At 57.2% G+C, this 21,123-nt stretch carries 24 protein-coding genes; 17 read left to right on the forward strand and 7 right to left on the reverse strand.

Annotation, left to right across the window (positions count from 1 at the left end; genetic code table 11):
• Positions 1-446 (reverse strand): lactate/malate family dehydrogenase (locus tag ACEWL3_RS19520; protein ID WP_435001486.1); only part of this gene is annotated, 446 nt, incomplete at its 3' end.
• A 159-nt stretch (positions 447-605) separates the two neighbouring features.
• The gene (locus ACEWL3_RS19525) at positions 606-1,478 is read right to left on the reverse strand and encodes a PRC-barrel domain-containing protein (protein WP_386180649.1); all 873 of its coding nucleotides are present in this window, start codon (positions 1,476-1,478) and stop codon (positions 606-608) included.
• A gap of 118 nt (positions 1,479-1,596) precedes the next feature.
• Between ACEWL3_RS19525 and ACEWL3_RS19530 the strand changes: the two genes are divergently transcribed.
• Positions 1,597-2,349, forward strand: a complete 753-nt coding sequence (locus tag ACEWL3_RS19530) for a sulfite exporter TauE/SafE family protein (RefSeq protein WP_386181396.1) — start codon at positions 1,597-1,599, stop codon at positions 2,347-2,349.
• Between the two features lie 79 nt (positions 2,350-2,428).
• Here the strand turns inward: ACEWL3_RS19530 and ACEWL3_RS19535 are convergent, their stop codons facing one another.
• Positions 2,429-2,761 carry a hypothetical protein gene (locus tag ACEWL3_RS19535; RefSeq protein ID WP_386180646.1) on the reverse strand — a complete coding sequence of 111 codons (333 nt, stop codon included), beginning with the start codon at positions 2,759-2,761 and terminating at the stop codon, positions 2,429-2,431.
• A 329-nt stretch (positions 2,762-3,090) separates the two neighbouring features.
• On the opposite strand from ACEWL3_RS19535, the gene ACEWL3_RS19540 reads away from it, so the two are divergent.
• From ACEWL3_RS19540 to lpdA, 15 genes are all read left to right on the forward strand, one after another.
• Entirely contained in the window at positions 3,091-3,948 is an 858-nt protein-coding gene (locus ACEWL3_RS19540; RefSeq protein ID WP_386180643.1) for an HpcH/HpaI aldolase/citrate lyase family protein, read from the forward strand.
• Positions 3,949-3,952: 4 nt separating this feature from the next.
• Positions 3,953-4,510 (forward strand): NnrU family protein, encoded by a 558-nt coding sequence (locus tag ACEWL3_RS19545; RefSeq protein WP_386180640.1) that lies wholly within the window; start codon positions 3,953-3,955, stop codon positions 4,508-4,510.
• A gap of 15 nt (positions 4,511-4,525) precedes the next feature.
• A complete protein-coding gene (locus ACEWL3_RS19550; RefSeq protein WP_386180638.1) occupies positions 4,526-4,729 on the forward strand; it encodes a DUF1737 domain-containing protein in 204 nt (67 codons plus the stop codon).
• Position 4,730: 1 nt separating this feature from the next.
• Positions 4,731-5,762: a MaoC family dehydratase gene (locus ACEWL3_RS19555; RefSeq protein WP_386180635.1), complete on the forward strand. Its 1,032-nt coding sequence runs from the start codon at positions 4,731-4,733 to the stop codon at positions 5,760-5,762.
• Between the two features lie 964 nt (positions 5,763-6,726).
• Positions 6,727-7,920, forward strand: a complete 1,194-nt coding sequence (gene sucC, locus ACEWL3_RS19560) for an ADP-forming succinate--CoA ligase subunit beta (RefSeq protein ID WP_386180633.1) — start codon at positions 6,727-6,729, stop codon at positions 7,918-7,920.
• A gap of 77 nt (positions 7,921-7,997) precedes the next feature.
• A complete protein-coding gene (locus tag ACEWL3_RS19565) occupies positions 7,998-8,519 on the forward strand; it encodes a hypothetical protein (protein WP_386180630.1) in 522 nt (173 codons plus the stop codon).
• Positions 8,520-8,658: 139 nt separating this feature from the next.
• Entirely contained in the window at positions 8,659-9,546 is an 888-nt protein-coding gene (gene sucD, locus ACEWL3_RS19570) for a succinate--CoA ligase subunit alpha (RefSeq protein ID WP_386180627.1), read from the forward strand.
• A gap of 34 nt (positions 9,547-9,580) precedes the next feature.
• The gene (locus ACEWL3_RS19575) at positions 9,581-10,036 is read left to right on the forward strand and encodes a DUF805 domain-containing protein (RefSeq protein WP_114877702.1); all 456 of its coding nucleotides are present in this window, start codon (positions 9,581-9,583) and stop codon (positions 10,034-10,036) included.
• A gap of 32 nt (positions 10,037-10,068) precedes the next feature.
• Positions 10,069-13,029, forward strand: a complete 2,961-nt coding sequence (locus ACEWL3_RS19580) for a 2-oxoglutarate dehydrogenase E1 component (RefSeq protein WP_386180624.1) — start codon at positions 10,069-10,071, stop codon at positions 13,027-13,029.
• 2 nt (positions 13,030-13,031) lie between these two features.
• Entirely contained in the window at positions 13,032-14,579 is a 1,548-nt protein-coding gene (gene odhB, locus ACEWL3_RS19585) for a 2-oxoglutarate dehydrogenase complex dihydrolipoyllysine-residue succinyltransferase (protein WP_386180621.1), read from the forward strand.
• 51 nt (positions 14,580-14,630) lie between these two features.
• Positions 14,631-15,014 (forward strand): VOC family protein, encoded by a 384-nt coding sequence (locus ACEWL3_RS19590; protein WP_386180618.1) that lies wholly within the window; start codon positions 14,631-14,633, stop codon positions 15,012-15,014.
• A 273-nt stretch (positions 15,015-15,287) separates the two neighbouring features.
• Positions 15,288-15,671, forward strand: coding sequence for an MAPEG family protein (locus tag ACEWL3_RS19595; RefSeq protein ID WP_386180615.1), 384 nt, complete (start codon positions 15,288-15,290; stop codon positions 15,669-15,671).
• Between the two features lie 12 nt (positions 15,672-15,683).
• Positions 15,684-15,947, forward strand: a complete 264-nt coding sequence (locus ACEWL3_RS19600) for a hypothetical protein (protein WP_386180612.1) — start codon at positions 15,684-15,686, stop codon at positions 15,945-15,947.
• Positions 15,944-16,339, forward strand: coding sequence for an MAPEG family protein (locus tag ACEWL3_RS19605; RefSeq protein WP_386180609.1), 396 nt, complete (start codon positions 15,944-15,946; stop codon positions 16,337-16,339). The genes ACEWL3_RS19600 and ACEWL3_RS19605 overlap by 4 nt, the downstream gene beginning before the upstream one ends.
• Before the next feature lie 131 nt (positions 16,340-16,470).
• The gene (gene lpdA, locus ACEWL3_RS19610; protein ID WP_386180606.1) at positions 16,471-17,859 is read left to right on the forward strand and encodes a dihydrolipoyl dehydrogenase; all 1,389 of its coding nucleotides are present in this window, start codon (positions 16,471-16,473) and stop codon (positions 17,857-17,859) included.
• 83 nt (positions 17,860-17,942) lie between these two features.
• Here lpdA and ACEWL3_RS19615 read toward each other — a convergent pair whose 3' ends face one another.
• Genes ACEWL3_RS19615 through ACEWL3_RS19630 form a run of 4 tightly spaced genes read right to left on the reverse strand, consistent with a single transcriptional unit; the run spans position 17,943 to position 20,848 of the window.
• Positions 17,943-18,548, reverse strand: a complete 606-nt coding sequence (locus ACEWL3_RS19615) for a pyridoxamine 5'-phosphate oxidase family protein (protein WP_386180603.1) — start codon at positions 18,546-18,548, stop codon at positions 17,943-17,945.
• Positions 18,532-19,269, reverse strand: coding sequence for a lysophospholipid acyltransferase family protein (locus tag ACEWL3_RS19620; protein ID WP_386180600.1), 738 nt, complete (start codon positions 19,267-19,269; stop codon positions 18,532-18,534). Before ACEWL3_RS19620 ends, ACEWL3_RS19615 begins: the two co-directional genes overlap by 17 nt.
• Positions 19,269-20,174, reverse strand: coding sequence for a cell division protein FtsX (locus ACEWL3_RS19625; protein WP_386180598.1), 906 nt, complete (start codon positions 20,172-20,174; stop codon positions 19,269-19,271). Before ACEWL3_RS19625 ends, ACEWL3_RS19620 begins: the two co-directional genes overlap by 1 nt.
• The gene (locus ACEWL3_RS19630; RefSeq protein ID WP_386180595.1) at positions 20,171-20,848 is read right to left on the reverse strand and encodes a cell division ATP-binding protein FtsE; all 678 of its coding nucleotides are present in this window, start codon (positions 20,846-20,848) and stop codon (positions 20,171-20,173) included. The genes ACEWL3_RS19625 and ACEWL3_RS19630 overlap by 4 nt, the downstream gene beginning before the upstream one ends.
• 164 nt (positions 20,849-21,012) lie before the next feature.
• On the opposite strand from ACEWL3_RS19630, the gene ACEWL3_RS19635 reads away from it, so the two are divergent.
• Positions 21,013-21,123, forward strand: a 111-nt coding sequence (locus tag ACEWL3_RS19635; protein ID WP_435001502.1) for a zinc-ribbon domain-containing protein, incomplete at its 3' end; no start/stop codon positions are given.

Here is a 21,123-nt window from a genome sequence, read left to right on the forward strand (position 1 = left end):
TCAAGCACACCGGCCATGCCGCAGACTTTTTCATGAGGCAGGCCCGAAAATTCACGGAGTGCCCAAACCATCGCATCAAGCGGGTTGGTGATGCAGATGACGAAGGCGTTTGGCGCATGTTTGGCAATGCCTTCGCCGACCGATTTCATCACTTTGAGGTTGATGCCCAGCAAATCATCACGGCTCATCCCCGGCTTGCGGGCAACACCGGCGGTCACGATGCACACGTCCGCACCTGCGATGTCGGCATAATCGTTCGCGCCCGACATGGCCGCGTCAAATTTCGCGGACGGCCCTGATTCTGCGATATCCAGTGCCTTGCCCTGCGGGACGCCCTCTGCGATGTCGAATAAAACGACGTCGCCCAGTTCTTTGATTGCTGCAAGATGGGCAAGGGTGCCACCGATTTGCCCAGCGCCGATAAGCGCGATTTTGGGTCTGGCCATGTTCGTTTCTCCAACAAGGTTGCGTTAGGGGCGGGATAGCGAAATGCGCGAGCCCCTGCAAGTTGCGCAGTGCCGCAGCAGCAAAAACAGACGCATCTGACGAAAAAGCCGCCCTTTGCGGGGCGGCTCAATCTTAGTCCTGTTTAGAAGCTGGGAACCTTAGCCTTCATACTCTGGCAATGATTCCAACTTCTCTTCAGTGCTGTCCACATAGACGCGCAGATCGCTACCGTCTTCGTTGCGAATAAGCTGAAGCTCTTCAAACGACAGCTTAACGGTGTGTTCACCCATGCCAAGGAACCCGCCGATATCTGCAAGCACGTCAGTGATCTTGCCGCTGTCGTCCACGATCAGCGTCTCAATCTCGCCAACATCCTCGTCGTTCACGCCATAAATGCGTGCACCTTCCAGATCGTCAGCGGTCATTTCTGTCCACTCAACGTCCTGATAGCCATCGCGTTGGAAGGTTGGGCGTGCCAGCATTTCACGCTCCATCGCTGTATCGGCTGCTACAACCGCTTCTTCGGCCCCAGCTTCAGCGTTTTCGGCCATCTCTTCCGTTTTGGCTTCTGCGTTTTCGGCCGCCTGCTCCATCTCGCCGCCCAGGTCACGGTCGAATTCAGGGGCTTTTTCCAGCATCTCTTTGGATGTTGTCACCACCAGAAAACGGTCATTGCTGTCGCCTTGTTCTCTGACAACCTTGATTGCGTCCATGGACACAGAAACATCACGTTCACCAATGCCAAGGAAACCACCAACACCCAGAATGACAGCCGTTACCTGGCCATCCGGGCTGATGATCACGTCATTGATTTCGCCAATGTCGTCCCATTCGGTTTCGGCCCCATCTGCGACCATCGCATCGGCGTCTACTTCGGTCTCGGAATTGTAGATCCGCATTCCGATCAGGTCAGACGCAAAGAAGTCACCCTCTTGCACCGTGACGTCGCCGAAACCCGTTGCATGGGCGTCGGCATAGGCCCCGCCAGACAATGTCAAAAGGACGGCAGTTGTGCTTAGAAAACGTTTCATAATAGATACTCCTGATGTGTCGTGAGCGTTGATCACTCAACTGGGAAGTGAACAGCGGCCTTGGCCTGCGGTTCCTGAAATTTTTGAAAAATGAGGTTCAGTTATAAACTATGACACTCTGACCCTCGATTTTTGGTTCTTTTGCGTGGCGGGACCGGCGGTACTCTTTGCCGGTATCTCAAAAGGCGGATTTGGTTCAGGTGCCGCTTTCGCCGCAGCGTCGATCCTTGCGTTGGTCATTGAACCGGGGCTGGCGCTGGGTGTGATGCTGCCGCTCTTGATGCTGATCGACGCGAGCGCCCTGCGGCCCTATTGGCGCAAATGGAGCGGTATTGACGTCAAATTGCTGTTGATCGGCGGCCTACCGGGCATTGCAGTGGGGGCCGCTCTATATCAAGTGGCTTCACCAGATTTGTTTCGCCTGCTCATCGGAGGGGTGTCGGTCGGGTTTGTCCTATGGCACCTGGCTCTTGCGTCCGGGCTGATCCGTTTGGCCCGCACGCGGCTGCCCGATTGGGCCGGGGTGCTGATTGGGTCCGTCGCCGGGTTCACGACCTTTGTCAGTCACGCGGGTGGGCCGCCGGCGGCCGTGTTCTTGCTGTCACGCGGCCTGACCAAAACCCAGTATCAGGCAACAACGGTGCTGTTGTTTTGGGTACTTAATATCGTAAAGTTTTTTCCCTATGCCGCGTTGGGCATGTTTTCCGCCCAGACCTTCCTTGCCAATCTGGTCCTCGCGCCATTTGCAATCCTGGGCACCTGGATCGGCGTACGGGCGCACCATCTTGTGCCCGAACGCCTCTTTTTTGCGCTGACTTATGTGCTTTTGTTTGTCACCGGGACCAAGCTGATTTGGGACGGCCTGACCTGACGGGTTGCTGCAATGGGTCCAAATCTATCAGCACCAAAGACCTCGCATCAGGTGCACGAATGACTGGGTGCCTTCACGCCTAAGCGTCGCTCTCGTTGACAGGCAACGCCTCTGCCAATTCCTCAAACGCCTGGCCCGAGGCCACGAGACAGGTCAATCCGCCCGGCGCAGTCACCGTGATTGTCCAGCTGCCGGTTTGATCTGACGCAAACACCTCAACAATCGCGTTGTTGGCACCGATGCCCATGGACTGGCGCGTCTCGCCGTATCCTTCGGTCAATCGGGTAACGACGGCCTCTCTTGGTCCGCAGTTTCGGCTGGTTTGGGCAGCCACATCTGTGGTCGTTGCCAAAAACAGCGCTGCAGCAGCCGTCAAAGCTGCCAAATGGAGTATCTTTACCGTCCTATTCATAGCACTTTGCCTTCATTCCAAAGGCGCAGCCCATTACAATTCGGCCAACCCGGCATTTTACCGGCGCGGCCCGGGCAGCCCCGGTTGATCCTACTGTTAGCATCTGACCCTTATCATTCGGTTCCGGGTGCTTGGCAGAACGGCCTTTCACCTGGGATGCGACAAGGAGGAAACTGAGGCTCAGAGCTAAAATAATGGTTAACGCAGAGTCCGAATGCCCCTTGCATTTGATATTTGCTGCGCTGCGGCACGATTGCGCTTGAATTTTTCAGCCAAAAATGTCCCTTTGCGCGCAACAATCTTACCCTTGCCTCACACGGAGCCGCCCGATGCCAAAATTCACCCGTCCCTTACGCTCAGCTCTGTATATTCCCGGCTCGAAATCGCGGGCGTTGGACAAGGCCCGCACATTGCCCTGCGATGCGATCCTCTTTGATCTTGAGGACGCGGTCAGCCCGGATGAAAAGATCGCAGCCCGCGATATGCTGGCCCAAGCACTGGCCACGGGCGGCTACGGCGCGCGGCTGAAAGTGATCCGCATCAATGCGCTTGACACGGCATGGGGCGTCGATGATGCCCACGCCGCCGCAGATATGAAACCGGACGCCATCTTGCTGCCCAAGGTTGGCAACCCAGCCGACCTCGAAGCCTTGGCAGAACTGGTCGGTGACATCCCGCTATGGGCGATGATGGAAACGCCCGGCGCGATGCTGAATGCCCCGGCGATTGCTGCGCATCGGCAATTGCAGGCGATGGTCATGGGCACCAATGATCTGGCCAAGGACCTGCAAACCCGGTTCCGCGCCGACCGTTTGCCGCTGGCCACATCACTTGGCCTGTGCCTGCTTGCGGCCAAGGCGCACGGATGCGCCATCATTGATGGCGTCTATAACGCGTTCAAGGACGAAGACGGGTTGCGTGCAGAATGCGATCAGGGCCGTGATATGGGGTTTGACGGCAAAACCCTGATCCACCCGGCGCAACTCGACATTGCCAACACCGCGTTTTCCCCGTCCGATGCAGAGGCCGACCTCGCCCGCCGTCAGATTGCCGCTTTCGAGACCGCTGAGGCCGAGGGCCAGGGCGTCGCGGTCGTCGATGGCCGCATCGTCGAAAACCTGCATGTTGCAACTGCCCGTGAAACACTGGCAAAACTGGACGCAATTGCAGCCCTGAACGCGGAGTAGAACCATGGCACTGTTGATTATCGGTTTGGCCCTTTGGGTCGGCGCACATTATTTCAAACGGCTGGTGCCGCGTCAGCGAATGAAATTGGGCGATACCGGCAAAGGTCTGGTGGCGCTCAGCGTGATTGCGGCTCTTTTGCTGATCATCTTTGGCTATCGCTGGGCACCTTTCATCCACGTCTGGTCACCGCCAGCCTTCTTCACCCACATCAACAACACACTGATGATCCTGGCGCTCTGGATCTATGGCTCGTCCGCCGCCAAAGGGGCCAAGGCTTGGCCGGCCTACAAAACCCGGCACCCACAGCTGTTGGCCGTGAAAATCTGGGCGTTCTCGCATTTGCTGGTCAATGGGGATCTTGCGTCGATCCTGCTCTTTGGCACAATGTTGGCCTGGGCCGTTGGGTCGGTCATTCTGATCAACCGGGCAGAGCCGCATTGGGTCGCCCCCGCCCCCGCGGGCCGCGCGACCTATATCCGTCTGGCTGTTATCACTGCGGTTATTACGGTCGTGATTATCGCCATCCACGCGTGGCTGGGTGTATCGCCCTTTCCCGTCTGAACATCCGGAGCTGCCATGAAACTCTATCGTTTTCTGTCCGAAGAGGACACATCCGCATTTTGCCACAAGGTCACTGACGCACTCAACAAAGGCTGGGATCTGTATGGCTCGCCCACTCAGACCTGGGATCATGCCGCCGGGGTCATGCGCTGTGGGCAATCGGTGGTGAAAGAGGTCGAAGGCACCTATACCCCCGACACCAAACTGGGGGCCCACTGACATGGCCAAGACCAATTCCGGGCGCTTTTTCGAAGACTATAAAGTTGGCGAAGTAATTCACCACGCGGTGCCGCGCACTGTCAAAATGGGCGAACGCGCACTCTATCACATGCTTTATCCGGCACGGCACGCGCTCTATTCCTCGGATCAGTTTGCCCAAACATGTGGCCTGCCCTTCAGCCCGCTTGACGATATGATCGCGTTTCATGTGGTGTTTGGCAAAACTGTGCCGGATGTATCGCTGAACGCGGTGGCAAATCTGGGGTATGCTCAGGGGCGGTGGCTGTTGCCAATCTGGCCCGGCGACACATTACGCAGCCAGTCGGAAGTGATCGGTGTCAAGGAAAACTCCAGCGGCAAAACCGGCGTGGTCTATGTGCGCACCACCGGGCTTAACCAACATGATGAGGCGGTGCTGGAATATGTCCGCTGGGTGATGGTGCGTAAACGCGATGTCGATGCGCCTGCACCCAAGCCGGTTGTGCCAAATCTGCCCGGTGCCTTGAGCGTCGGACAATTGCGCATCCCCAAGGGCCTCGATTTCAGCAGCTACGATTTCACCCTCGCCGGTGAACCGCACCGCTGGGGCGACTACCCAGTTGGCGAAAAGATCGACCACGTCGATGGTGTGACGGTCGAAGAGGCCGAACACATGATGGCCACGCGCCTGTGGCAGAACACCGCCAAGGTCCATTTCGACACCGCCGCCCGCCCTGATGGTCGCCGCCTGATTTACGGCGGTCATGTCATTTCAATGGCCCGCGCGCTGTCGTTCAACGGTCTGGCCAACGCACAGATGGTCGTGGGCCTGAACGGCGGTACCCATGCCAACCCTTGCCTGGCCGGTGATACCATCCGCGCATGGTCCGAGGTGCTGGACAAAGCCGAAACCGCCGCTCCGGGTGTGGGTGCCATTCGCTTGCGTTTGGTCGCGACCAAGGGCGGCGATCCGTTCAAACTGAAAGGCGATGATGGCAAATACCTACCAGATGTCTTGCTGGATCTCGACTATTGGGCGCTGATGCCGATTTAGTTTTAAAAAGCAAGATCACAGATTTCATGCACGGTCAGGGACAAGCGATCGGATGCCCAACTGAGGGCATCACGGTCCAGATAGGGAAATGAGCACTATGCATGAGGGAAGGCCTGTCGGAATGTGTGGCCTCACGCGGCTCACGTCGAAGGTCTGCTGTGCGGACAAAGCGACGTTCGGAATTTTCACATTACCTTGACTAAGTTGTGCGTCAGGAACGAATGATACGAGCCAGCAGTAAGGTTAAATGGAGGTTGTAGATTGGCACATTGGCGCGACTATTTTCTGGAACGGTTGGAGAAATATTCAGGTCACAAGGTCGAATGGGATGACGATAGTCTCACCGTCACATGCGATAATGAAGATAGCTTTGCAGTTTCGATATATGAGACCGATGGTAGATTTCAGATTAGTTTTGATGGATGGCATGAAGATTTTGACGATCTGGCAACTGCGCAAGACTGCTTCGCATTTGGTCTATCTCCCAAGTGTCGACTGAAAGTCACTCTAAGGGGAAACATTGAACACAAATGGACAGTCCAGTCGGAAGAACCTGACGGTTGGGCTGATGACACAACGACTGGCCTTCTATTCTTTCCAATATGGCGACCGAAACGCCTAGAGTATCGCCAGAACGTCCTTCCGTTGAAGACGTAGGTTTGGGCTCTTTTCAGACCTCCGAACCGGTCGCGACATATCTTTCGCGCCTACCCCAGACCCAAACACAAGCCAAATATCCCGCACAAAAAATGAACGAACAATTGGACAAAAACAGGGATTCGCCCCCTTTCTCCACAATTCAAACCATCCACGCCGCACTTTTGTGATCACAGCATTTCCGGTGTGATCACAAATGTCGCTTTTGTCTGGCAATCCCCCCAATACTGCGAAAAACTGTTTACCGAGCGATAAGACTCACTCGCATACTGCGAGGTGACTTGAACAAAAACGGGACAGTTTTTTTATGAACATCCACGAATATCAGGCGAAAGCCCTTCTGCGCAGCTTTGGTGCCCCTGTCTCTGATGGCCGCGTCGTGATGCGCGCCGAAGAAGCGAAATCAGCAGCCGGTGAATTGGACGGCCCCCTTTGGGTTGTCAAAGCGCAAATCCACGCAGGTGGCCGCGGTAAAGGCAAATTCAAAGAAGCTGACGCAGGGGACAAAGGCGGGGTGCGCCTGACCAAATCAGTGGAAGAAGCCGCCCAGGAAGCCAAGAAGATGCTGGGCCGCACATTGGTCACGCACCAGACCGGTCCTGCAGGCAAACAAGTCAACCGCGTCTATATCGAAGACGGTGCCGGCATTGAAACCGAACTCTATCTGGCACTACTCGTGGACCGCCAGTCGTCTCGTGTCGGCTTTGTCTGTTCTACCGAAGGCGGCATGGACATCGAAGAGGTCGCGGCCAGCACACCGGAAAAAATCATCAATTTCTCGGTTGATCCTGCGACCGGATATCAGCCGTTCCATGGCCGTCGCGTTGCGTTTGCGCTGGGCCTAGAAGGCAAGGCAGTCAAGCAATGCGTGTCTTTGATGGGTATCTTGTTCAAGGCATTCATCGACAAAGACATGGAAATGCTTGAGATCAACCCGCTGATCGTCACCGACACCGGGGACCTCAAGGTGCTCGATGCCAAGGTTAGCTTTGATGGCAACGCCATGTACCGCCACAACGATATCGCTGAATTGCGCGATGTGACCGAAGAGGACCCCAAAGAACTTGAGGCGTCCAAATACGACCTGAACTACATCGCTCTGGACGGTGAGATTGGGTGTATGGTCAACGGCGCGGGCCTCGCGATGGCGACGATGGACATCATCAAGCTTTATGGGGCCGAGCCTGCCAACTTCCTTGATGTCGGCGGCGGCGCAACCAAAGAAAAAGTCACCGAAGCGTTCAAGATCATCACCTCTGACCCGCAGGTCAAAGGTATTCTGGTCAACATCTTTGGCGGCATCATGCGCTGCGATGTGATCGCCGAGGGCGTTGTGGCTGCTGTGAAAGAGGTCGGCCTGAAAGTGCCATTGGTTGTGCGTCTGGAAGGCACCAAGGTCGCCGAGGGCAAAAAGATCATTAATGAAAGTGGTCTTGATGTGATCGCGGCCGATGACCTCAAGGATGGTGCTGAGAAGATTGTGAAGGCGGTTAAGGGGTAGTCCTAGTGCCATTCACACCGCGCCTTGTTTCGTTTCGCAGGCGGGCTGACCGTAGGGTGGGTGCGTGCACCCGCCCTATGCGCAGCGCCCTGAAACGGGCCTTGGCCTGCACGGTCGCCGGGATGATGTTTGCCAGTTCTGCTGTTGCTTCTGACTCCGCGATCTCTGCCTTCAACACCTGGTGCTTCAAGGCAGGCCAGACAGAGGTGCAGGCGCGAGAAAATATGGGGTTGACCAACGGCGTGCCCCCCGCGTTCACCCTCACCTTCTGGGATGACAGCCTTGAGCCGCGCCCGGCGGATGCACCACCGGGTATCGAACGGCGCTGCGAAGTGGCATTTGAGGGCGACCACACCGCCCCCGCGATTAAGGCGATGCGCGTGCAAATGGCAACTCCGCCGGTCTTTGGAACCAAAATCCCCTTGCCTGAAACCCACCAGCCAACCGCTGGCACAGTCCTGATTGAGGGCCGCGAACTCCTGCGAGGGCGTGTGGCCGTTGTGCATGTTGGCACCCGCAAAACCGATGATACCCTTCGCACATTCATGGCAGTGGACCGTCTTTATGACGGTCTGGGCCTGCCGAAAGTCGAAGGATAATGCAGATGATGCCGTCAAATCCCGTCCTCAGGATCGTCCGCCCCATACCCATCCCGATATCCAATCAACGCGGCGCTGCTGCGCTGTCCACCATTACGCCGCACCTCGCGGCATCAAATACCACGCGAAGGAAATAATCATGGCCGTACTCGTAGACGAAAATACCAAAGTCATCTGTCAGGGCCTTACCGGGTCTCAGGGCACGTTCCATACCGAACAGGCGATTGCCTATGGCACCAAAATGGTGGGCGGCGTGACCCCCGGCAAAGGCGGCCAGACACATCTTGATCTGCCGGTGTTCAACTCGGTTCACGAGGCGAAACATATGACGCAGGCCAACGCTTCGGTGATCTATGTGCCACCGCCTTTTGCTGCCGATTCCATCCTTGAGGCGATCGATGCAGAGATGGAGTTGATTGTCTGCATCACCGAAGGCATCCCGGTTCTGGACATGATGCGCGTTCAGCGCGCGCTGCAAGGCTCCAAGTCGCGCCTGATCGGACCCAACTGCCCCGGCGTAATCACACCCGATGCATGCAAAATCGGCATCATGCCCGGCCACATCCACAAACGCGGGTCCTGCGGTGTTGTATCGCGCTCCGGCACGCTGACCTATGAGGCGGTTAAACAGACCACCGACCTCGGCTATGGCCAATCATCGGCTGTCGGCATCGGCGGCGATCCGATCAAAGGCACCGAACATATCGACGTTTTGGAAATGTTCCTCGCCGATCCTGAGACCAAATCAATCATCATGATTGGCGAAATTGGTGGTTCGGCAGAAGAAGACGCCGCACAGTTCCTCGCGGACGAGAAAAAAGCAGGCCGCTGGAAACCCACCGCTGGTTTCATCGCGGGCCGCACCGCCCCTCCCGGCCGCCGCATGGGCCACGCGGGTGCCATCGTTGCAGGTGGCAAAGGCGGTGCCGAAGACAAGATCGAAGCCATGCGCGCGGCAGGCATTGTCGTAGCCGACAGCCCTGCGACGCTGGGCGAGGCGGTCAAGGAAGCGATTGAGAAGGGGTAAGGGGCCAGACAACCCTTAGCACGAGGATCAGATAATGGATTTTCAGACGTCGGTAAGAACCTGCCTGACCAAAAAATACATGACCTTTCAGGGGCGTGCATCGCGGTCCGAATTCTGGTGGTTCATGCTGGCCTATATCATCGGCGCGATGGTTGTCATGTTGGTCCCGCTGCTCCCGATCCTCTACGCTTTAGCTGTGTTTCTACCGCTGCTTGCCGTCGGCTTTCGAAGAATGCAGGATATCGGCAAGCCGGGTTGGTACTTTGTCATCCCGTCTGTCTACAATCTTGCCCTGCGCAGCTTTGGCTTTGGCAGTTACGAACTTGACGAAGCAACTGGAATGCCAACGGAAATGCCATCGGTTGGCGGCGCTCTTTTTGGCGGCCTGCTCTCGATCATTGGAATTGTCATCGCTGTAGTCTTTATCTGGTGGCTGACCCGACCCTCACAACCCGAAACAAATGCCTACGGTCCGCCACCTGCGGCCTGACCCTCACGCGTGCGTCTAGAAAAGGTGCCAAAATGACCAACCAACCAGCCAACGACCAGTTCCACGCTTCGTCCTTCATGGAAGGCGAAAACGCGGAATACCTCGAACATATGTATGCCCGTTATGCCAATGACCCGAACGCGGTTGACGAAGCATGGCAGGCCTTCTTCAAGGCAATGGGCGACGACGACGGCGTGGCACAGGCCGAGGCTGCAGGTCCCTCTTGGGCGCGCTCCGATTGGCCTCCCACCCCAAATGGCGAGGTCATGGGTGCCCTGACCGGCATCTGGCCCGAACCAACCGAGGCCAAAGCCGCAGGCGACAAGATCAAGGCAAAAGCCGCCGAAAAAGGCGTCGAAGTCTCCGACGCATCCGTCAGAGAGGCAGTGCTCGATAGCATCCGCGCTCTGATGATCATCCGCGCCTACCGTATTCGCGGCCATCTGGTTGCCGACCTTGACCCGCTGGGCATGCGCCAGATCACGCCGCACCCGGAACTTGACCCCAAATCCTACGGCTTTTCCGACGCTGACATGGACCGCCCGATATTTATCGACAAGGTCCTGGGCCTTGAGGTCGCAACGATGCGCCAGATTCTGGAAATTGTAAAACGGACCTATTGCGGCACCTTTGCCCTGCAATACATGCACATCTCAAACCCCGAAGAAGCAGGCTGGCTCAAGGAACGGATCGAAGGTCTGGGCAAGGAAATCGAGTTTACGAAAAACGGGCGCAAGGCGATCCTGTCGAAACTGGTTGAGGCCGAAGGGTTCGAGAAATTCCTGCACGTTAAATACATGGGCACCAAACGCTTTGGCCTTGATGGCGGCGAAAGCCTGGTGCCTGCGATGGAGCAGATCATCAAACGTGGTGGCCAATTGGGCGTGCGTGACATCGTGATCGGCATGCCGCACCGGGGCCGTTTGTCGGTGCTGGCCAACGTGATGCAAAAACCCTACCGCGCGATCTTCAACGAATTTCAGGGCGGCAGTTTCAAACCCGAAGACGTGGACGGCTCCGGCGACGTGAAATACCACCTTGGCGCCTCCTCGGACCGTGAATTTGACGGCAATACCGTGCACCTGAGCCTCACCGCCAACCCCAGCCATCTAGAGGCGGTCAACCCCGTCGTTATCGGCAAGGTCCGCGCCAAACAGGATCAACTCAAAGACAAGGATCGTGGTGCGGTCATGCCGATCCTGCTGCACGGCGATGCGGCCTTTGCCGGACAGGGCGTTGTGGCGGAATGTTTCGCGCTTTCTGGTCTGCGCGGCCACCGCACCGGCGGTACCATGCATATTGTGGTCAACAACCAGATCGGTTTCACCACCGCGCCACACTTCAGCCGGTCATCGCCCTATCCCACCGACAACGCGCTGGTGGTCGAGGCCCCGATTTTCCACGTTAACGGCGACGACCCGGAAGCGGTTGTACATGCCGCCCGTGTCGCCACCGAATTCCGTCAAAAGTTCCACAAGGACGTAGTGATCGACATGATTTGCTACCGCCGCTTTGGTCACAACGAAGGCGACGAGCCGATGTTTACCAATCCGGTGATGTACAAAAAGATCAAACAGCAGAAAACCACACTGACGCTCTACACCGAACGTCTGGTCAAGGACGGGCTGATCCCCGAAGGCGAGATTGAGGACATGAAAGCCGCGTTTCAGGAACATCTGAGCGAGGAATTTGAAGCGGGCAAAGACTACCGCCCGAACAAGGCCGATTGGCTGGATGGCAAATGGTCCCATCTGGACAAGCAGGACAAGAAGTACCAGCGCGGCAAGACCGCGATCAAAAAGGAAACCATGGCCGAAGTCGGCAAGGCGCTGACCACTGCGCCCGATGGTTTTCCGCTGCACAAGACCGTCGGTCGGCTGCTGGATACGAAACGCGAAATGTTTGAAAACGGTACTGGTTTTGACTGGGCCACCGGCGAAGCACTGGCGTTCGGATCGCTGCTGACCGAAGGGTACAAAGTGCGTCTTGCCGGACAGGACAGCGCCCGTGGCACGTTCAGCCAGCGCCACTCCGCACTGATCAATCAGGAGAACGAACAACGATATTACCCGCTGAACCACATCCGTGAGGGGCAGGCAGAATACGAAGTCATCGATTCGATGCTGTCGGAATATGCGGTGCTTGGATTTGAGTATGGCTATTCGCTGGCCGAACCCAACGCGCTGACCCTGTGGGAGGCGCAGTTTGGCGATTTCGCAAACGGTGCGCAGATCATGTTTGACCAGTTCATCAGCTCAGGCGAAAGCAAATGGCTGCGCATGTCGGGCCTCGTGTGCCTGCTGCCCCACGGCTACGAAGGGCAAGGCCCCGAACACTCTTCTGCGCGGTTGGAACGGTTCCTGACCATGTGTGGCGGCGACAACTGGATCGTGGCCAATTGCACCACACCCGCAAATTATTTCCACATCCTGCGCCGCCAGTTGCACCGCAGCTACCGCAAGCCGCTGATCCTGATGACACCCAAATCCCTGCTGCGCCACAAGCTGGCCGTCAGCAAGGCCGAAGAATTCACCACAGGTTCATCGTTTCACCGGGTCCTGTGGGATGACGCACAGCAAGGCAATTCAGACACCAAGCTGGTCGCGGACAACAAGATCAAGCGGGTGGTGATGTGCTCCGGCAAGGTCTACTTCGACCTGCTTGAGGAACGCGACGCGCGCGGCATTGATGACGTCTATCTCATGCGCTTCGAACAATTCTATCCTTTTCCCGCGCAATCAGCGGTCAAGGAACTGGAACGCTTCAAAAGTGCCGAAATGGTCTGGTGTCAGGAAGAACCCAAAAACCAGGGCGCTTGGTCGTTCATTGAACCCAACATCGAATGGGTGCTGGGCCGGATCAAAGCCAAACATGGCCGCCCCGCCTATGCAGGGCGCGCAACAGCCGCATCACCTGCAACAGGTCTGGCCTCACAACACAAAGCACAACAAGCAGCCCTCGTTGATGATGCGCTGACAGTTAAAGGAAAATAACCATGACAAGCGAAGTACGCGTACCAACGCTGGGCGAATCCGTGACAGAAGCAACAGTGGCCACATGGTTCAAGAAACCGGGCGATACCGTCGCGGTCGACGAAATGTTGTGCGAACTGGAAACCGACAAGGTGACCGTCGAGGTCCCCAGCCCGGTGGCTGGCACATTGTCTGAAATCGTCGCTGCCGAAGGGGAAACCGTTGGGGTGGATGCCTTGCTGGCCAATATCTCCGAAGGGGATTCCGGATCAGCCAAAGCCCCCAAAGGCAAGGAGGCCGCAAAAGACCCCAAAGCGGAAAGCGGCGCAGCTCGGACCGCCACCAAGGGCGACGGCGGTGTCGCATCCGTTGACGTAATGGTGCCAACCTTGGGCGAAAGCGTCACAGAGGCAACAGTCAGCACATGGTTCAAAAAGGTTGGCGATGCCGTCGCCCAAGACGAAATGCTGTGCGAATTGGAAACCGACAAGGTCAGCGTCGAGGTTCCCTCCCCTGCTGCGGGCACGCTCACCGAAATCATCGCCGAAGAAGGCAGTACTGTTGACGCGTCCGCCAAACTCGCGGTGATCTCTTCGGGTGAAGGGGCCGCCGCATCTGCCAAAGCCGAAACACCAGCCCCGGTCCCGGCAGCCGCGCAATCCAGCGATGGCAAAGACGTCGAAGACGCACCATCAGCGAAAAAAGCCATGGCCGAAGCAGGTTTGTCCCGCGATGCGGTGACAGGCTCTGGCCGGGATGGCCGCGTGATGAAAGAAGACGTGGTCAAGGCGATTGCCGCCGGATCAAGCGCACCTGCCCCTGCACCTGCCGCCGCTGCGGCACCGCGCGCTGCCTCAGCCGCTGATGATGCAAGCCGCGAAGAACGGGTCAAGATGTCGCGCCTCAAGCAAACCATGGCGCGCCGTCTGAAAGAAGCCCAGAACACCGCCGCAATCCTGACCACCTTTAACGAGGTCGACATGACCGAGGTGATGGGCATCCGCAACGCCTATAAAGAGCAGTTCGAAAAGAAACACGGCGTGCGCATGGGCTTCATGTCTTTCTTCACCAAAGCCTGCTGTCACGCCCTCAAGGAGATCCCAGAGGTCAACGCGGAAATCGACGGCACCGACATCATCTACAAAAACTACGTCCACATGGGGGTTGCCGCTGGCACGCCCACAGGTCTGGTTGTGCCAGTGATCCGAAACGTCGACACCATGTCCTTTGCCGAGATCGAAAAAGGCATCAACGTGATGGGCAAGAAAGCCCGCGATGGCAAGCTGTCGATGGCTGACATGACCGGCGGCACGTTCACCATTTCCAACGGCGGCGTCTACGGCTCACTGATGACCGCGCCAATCCTGAACCCACCGCAATCCGGCATTCTCGGCATGGCAAAAATTCAGGACCGCGCGATGGTCGTCGGCGGTGAGATTGTCGTGCGTCCGATGATGTACATCTCGCTCAGCTATGACCACCGCATCATCGACGGCAAAGGCGCGGTCACGTTCCTAGTACGGGTCAAAGAGATGCTCGAAGATCCGCGTCGGTTGCTGATGGATTTGTAGCGCCATCAACTGGGTTTCACCGACCCAGATTTGGTCCGGAAAGGAAATCTGATGTCACGGATCACATTTGACCATTGCGTCATCCATGTGGGCGATTGGGATCGTTCCACAACCTTCTACCGTGACGTCTTGCAGGCCGAAATCGTGCCTAACGGCAAAGGTGCGATGTTCCGTTTCGGACCTGTACAGTTGAACACGCACGGCCCCAAGCAGATCGGCACCCCCCGTGCCCGGATTCCGGTTATGCCGGGCGGCAGCGATCTGTGTTTCGAATGGCACGGGACTATCAGGGACGCGCAAAAGCATCTTGAGGCCTGCGGTGTCGAGGTCGAACTTGGGCCGGTCGAAAGGGTTGGGGCCAAGGGCAGCGGCACCAGCCTCTATTTTCGCGACCCTGACGGCTCCTTGCTGGAATTCATTGTCTATTCGACGTGAGCTAATGGGTTAGGCCCAAATGGGACGGGTACCATGTGTCCGTGATCCTCGCCGCAAGAGATGTTTCTTGGCGGGTGCCACCTCAATAGCTCTCAAGCGACACACTTTATGACGGGTTCACCCCCAAGGTGCCTCCGTTGACAACTGCACACTCTCGCTTCGCAGGAATTACTTCGGGCGGAGACACCAAATGCTTGAGATCAGGCATTGCAAACCATACCATCCCCAAAAGGGCAGACTTCAGCCCGCCATCGCTGCCAAAGGAGACGTCAAATGACCGAAACAACCATCCTTGCCGTATACGGCCTGCTCGTTCTGCTCACACTTCTGTTGCAGGTCCTTGGGGCCACACGTCAACTGTCCATGGGCTATTTGATGTCCAGCCGGGACGAAGGCCGCTCCACCACCGGTATGACCGCCCGTCTTGAACGCGCGCTTGATAATTCAGTCGTTGCAATGGCCCTCTTTGCCCCGGCGATTCTGGTACTCGTGGCCCTCGACCGCACCAGCAACGCCTCGCTGCTCGCTGCAAATGTCTTCCTGATCGCCCGGATCATCTATCTGCCCGTCTATGCCCTTGGCATCCCTGCAATCCGCACGCTGGCATGGCTCGCCGGCTTTGCCGCCACGGCGGTTCTCTATGTCTTGGCTCTTTAAAGGCACAGCAACATGCAAATGATCTGCCACCACGAAGTCACCGACTTCGACGCTTGGAAAACCGCGTTCGACGCGGATGATGAGGCGCGCCGCAGTGCGGGCCTCACTGTGCTGCAAGTCTGGAAACACGTCGACAGCACCACGCATGCGTTCTTTTTGCTGAACGTCAACAACCGCGACAAGGCACAGGGCTGGATCGACCGCTCAAATGCGCTGCACGGCGATGATGGCAACACTGTCACGCATGCGTCTGCTTACTTCATCGACCCCGCATGACCCCCGAACTCACAGCCCTCACCCTCGCCGCGCTTTTGCAAGTAGTGCAGTTCTTGGCTTATGCCATTCCGGCCAACCGCGAGGTCGGCCCCGGCTACACCATGTCGGCCCGCGATCGTGCGCCCTCACGCCCGATGTCCGACCGCACTGCACGTCTGGGCCGCGCCTTTGAAAATCATTTCGAAGGGTTGATCCTCTTTACCATCGCCGTGGGTGTGATCCAGATGTCCGGCCAGAACAGCACCTTCACTGCAATCTGCGCATGGACCTATCTGATCGCGCGTGTTGCTTATGTGCCGGCCTATGCGATGGGCCTGCGCCCGTACCGATCTCTGATCTGGTCGATCGGGTTTCTGGCAACTCTGCTGATGCTGCTCGCCGCCCTGATCTGAATTTCTTTTCGCCTTAAATACTCAAATAATCCCCCCGCTTGCACCGAGGTGCTGCCCCCCCTACGCTGACGCAAACACACCGACAGAATACCGACGTAATACCGACGTCGAAACACCCAAAGGAGACAGCCATGTCCAGCTATGACGTCATCATCATCGGTTCCGGCCCCGGCGGCTATGTTGCCGCAATCCGCTGCGCGCAACTGGGCCTGAAAACGGCGTGCGTCGAAGGACGTGACACCCTTGGCGGCACCTGTTTGAATGTGGGCTGTATCCCGTCCAAGGCGCTGTTGCATGCGTCCCATATGCTGCATGAAGCCGAACATAATTTTGCCGAGATGGGGCTCAAGGGCAAAAGCCCGTCGGTTGATTGGAAGCAAATGTTGGCCTACAAACAATCCACCATCGACACCAACACCAAAGGCATCGAATTTCTGTTCAAAAAGAACAAGATAGACTGGATCAAGGGTTGGGCCACAGTACCAGAAGCGGGCAAGGTCAAGGTTGGTGATGAGGTTCACGAGGCCAAGAGTATCATCATCGCCACCGGCTCTGAGCCTGCCTCGCTGCCCGGTGTTGACGTCGACGAAAAGGTTGTTGTCACTTCAACCGGGGCGCTGGAATTGGGCAAGGTCCCCAAAAAGCTCGTGGTGATCGGCGCAGGTGTGATCGGGCTGGAACTGGGCAGCGTTTACGCGAGGCTCGGGTCCGAAGTGACCGTGGTGGAATTTCTTGACGCCATCGCACCCGGCATGGACCCAGAGGTGCAAAAGACCTTCCAGAGAACGCTGAAAAAACAAGGCTTTACGTTCATCATGGGGGCCGCCGTTCAGGGGACCACAGCCACCAAAACCAAGGCCAAAGTCACTTATAAACTGCGCAAAGATGACAGCGAACATACGATTGATGCGGATGTTGTGCTGGTCTCAACCGGACGCAAACCATTCACAGATGGCCTGGGCCTCGACAAGCTGGGATTGGAGATGACCAAACGCGGTCAGATCGCCGTGAACGACCATTGGGAAACATCCGTTAAAGGCATCTATGCGATTGGCGACGTGATCGAAGGGCCAATGTTGGCACACAAGGCAGAAGACGAGGGCATGGCTGCTGCAGAGGTAATAGCGGGCAAGCATGGCCACGTGAATTACGGCGTGATCCCCGGTGTGATCTATACCCACCCCGAGGTTGCGAATGTCGGCGAAACCGAAGCCACGCTGAAAGAAGCCGGGCGCGCCTATAAGGTCGGCAAATTCAGCTTTATGGGCAACGCACGGGCCAAGGCGGTATTTGCGGGTGACGGGTTTGTCAAAATTCTGGCAGACAAGGAAACGGACCGCATATTGGGCGCACATATCATCGGCCCCGGTGCCGGTGATCTGATCCATGAGGTCTGTGTCGCGATGGAATTTGGGGCATCTGCTCAGGATCTGGCGATGACCTGCCATGCGCATCCGACCTATTCCGAAGCGGTGCGCGAGGCCGCGTTGGCCTGTGGAGACGGCGCAATCCATATGTAGTTTCTGAAAGCCAAGGTGGGCAAAGTGCCCGCCTTATTGTAGGTGCTTTTGGGCGGGCGCTTAGCCCGGAAAATCGCCTGCGTTTACCACATCGTCTTGGCCGCCCGAGCGCCCCATGCGTCATCATAAGGTGCACCGTCCTCTTCGCCACTGGTCATTTCGGCCAGTATTTCACCGACACTGGGAAGGCTGGTACTTTCGTCAACGCCGGCCCAAGCCCCTGCGCGCATCAAGGCGCGGGCGCATTGAGTATAAATTTCGGCAATTTCAATCACAATCACAGTTGCGGGTTGGCGACCGCCCTTGTCGAAACGGGCGCGCAGGTCCGCATCATCGGTGACAAACCCGCGCCCGTTGACCCGCACGACATTGTTTGACCCCGGTACCAAAAACAGGCAGGACAACCGTCCATCCGCCACGATATTGCGCAGGCTGTCCAATCGGTTGTTGCCACGCCAGTCGGGCATCGCAAGCCGATGCGCGTCAAGTTCCATGACCGCAGGGCCGTCATCACCACGGGGGCTCCCATCGGTGCCACCCGGACCTATTGTGCTGAGCACACAGAGCTTTGAGGACATGATCCACTTGCGGTAGAGCGGTGTCAGTCGATCCGCCACCTTGCGCAGGGCGGGTGCCCCGGGTTGGCCATAGAGCGCCTCAAGTTCTCTTAAATCATCTAGGTGTCGCATCAGCTGGTGTCCATCCTGCGTCGCGCAGCAGCGTATCAGACGCACTTTCAACCTTGGTTTCCAGTTCTGCCATGAATGCTTCTTTTGTGAGGCCGGTCCGAATGGGTTCCAAAAACTCAACCACGGCGAGACCGGGACGACGATATAGTCCACGGCGGGGCCAGAAATACCCGGCATTGGTGGCCACCGGGACACAGGGTTGTGCCATCTGTTCGTAAAGTGCTGCGGTGCCCGCCTTGTAGGGCGCGCTCACACCAGGTGCCACACGGGTGCCTTGCGAATAGATCACCAACTGTCCCGCCTCGATACGGCCAGATTTCACATCTTCCAGCATCTTGGTGATGGCTTTGCCGCGTTTGCCACGGTCCACCGCCACCATGTTCATCCTCTTGGCGTATTGACCAATAATAGGTGTAAAAAGGATTTCCTTTTTCATGATGAATTTCGCGCGCGGTAACGCATTGAAAATCATCATGATATCAAGAAATGACTGGTGCTTTGCCGCCACCAGCACTTCGCCCTGCGGCACATTCCCATGCACTTCGCAGCGCAGTCCGATAAGCCAGCGCGCCGTCCAAATGCACCATCGGGAATAGGCTTTGCAGGCTGCATATGCGCCGTTAAGCGAGAACATCGCCCAAGGGGCATATAGCAAGCCAATCACAGGCATCATCACCGTTGCCTGGACGATATAGATGATTGACCGCACCCATTGCAGCATTATGCCAACTCCTTCAACGTACGGCGCGCCGCCGCGCCCGTTGCGATAAACGCCACAGCCCCTGCCAGGAACGGGATCAGCATCGGCAACAGCCAATGCCATCCCTGCAAACCCAGCCCGGTCAGAAAGCCAGCTTCCTCAGCTGCGGAAGGCATCAGGAGCACCGCAATCATCCCCAGAATTGTACCCGCCGCCGCGCCCAACAGGGCGCGCAGGGTAAAGCGCCGGATGAACGCCTGTGCAATGTAGTCATCCGTGGCCCCCACCAACCGCAAAACAGCAATGACTTGGGCATTTGCGGCGAGGGCGGCATGCGCAGCAAGGGTAATCATCGAAGCCACAGCGGCCCCGATCAGCAGGATCGACAGCCAACCAAAGGTACGCAATCGGGTTGCCGCTTTGATCAAAGGCGCGCGCCAGCGGGCATGGTCATCCAAAATCGCCCCCGGAACTTCGGCAGACAGACGCAACCGCAGACCGGTGGCATCCAGACCTTCGCTGTTCTCAATCACTTCAATCAGACGCGGCACCGGCAAGGTATCAAGCGCCAACTCGGGACCGAACCAAGGGGCCAGTAATGCCTGTTGTTCCGCGTCGGTCAGCGCGCGCGCCGTGGCAACTCCTTTGGTCGTCTCCAGGATGCGCAAAGCAGCTTCGGTCTGGGCCGCGCGTTGATCCAGCGGTGCCACAATTCGGATTGTTGCTGACCGTGCCAACTCATCGCCCCAGCGCTGCGCCAGACGGCCGGCAGCCAGCGACAGCGCCAGCGCAAACACCGCCAAAAAGGCCATCGCGGCGGCGGCAAAAAGGGTCAATTGTGCCGTAAATCCCGAGGGCGGCACAACGCGGTCCGCATGTCGGTCTCCCACCAACACTGCCCGCAAAAAGGACAACTTAAACTTCACAGATCTGCCCCCGCCAATTGAATACGGCGGTTTGCAATGCGCAAAACACGGGCCTGCACATGCGTCTTGGTGGCGCGGATCAGGCTTAAATCATGGGTCGCGATCAATACGGTCTTGCCCATTTTATTCAATTCGATCAGCAGCCTCAGCAAACGCTCTGACATTTCCCAGTCGATGTTCCCGGTGGGTTCATCCGCCAAAACCACATCAGGCGACATTATGACGGCGCGCGCCAATGCCGCGCGTTGCCGTTCACCGCCCGACAATTCGGGTGGCAATGCTTCGGCACGGTTGGTCAGGCCAACCCACGACATCAGTTCCTGCAAATCCTCGCCCCCCGCCTCGGCGTGACGGCCAGACACCGTCAGCGGCAGCGATACGTTGTCTGACACGTCCAGATGATCGAGGAACTTAACGTCTTGATGAACAACACCAACCCGGCGACGCACCATCGCGATATCGTCCCGATCAAGCCCGCGCACATCTGCACCAAACAACCGGACATGGCCTGAGGTTGGCAGCAACGCACCATAACAGAGCTTCATCAGCGTCGTCTTGCCTGCACCCGAAGGCCCGGTCAGGAAATGAAAAGAGCCCGGCGCAAGTTTCAGCGTAATATCTGACAGCAACTCACCACCGCCATAGCTATACGCCACATTTTCCAGTTCGATCACAAAAGTACCCCGGTTCGCTCAACCTGTTGTGCCTTAGCACCGCTTACGTTTCAATACACCTGAACAAAGCTTCACGCCCAGATAGCACTTTTCCTATTTTGTTCTAAGACATATGCTAGGTGTTAACACTTAAGTTCGGTCATTAAAGAGCAACAGGATAAATAATGCGGCTCATCTGTCCAAATTGCGATGCCCAGTACGAAGTCATGCCGACGGATGGACGGGACGTGCAATGTTCAAATTGCGGGCAAACCTGGTTTCAGCACCATCCCGAT

Origin of the sequence: Sulfitobacter sediminivivens, assembly GCF_042611115.2 — a bacterium.
Lineage (GTDB): Bacteria > Pseudomonadota > Alphaproteobacteria > Rhodobacterales > Rhodobacteraceae > Sulfitobacter > Sulfitobacter sediminivivens.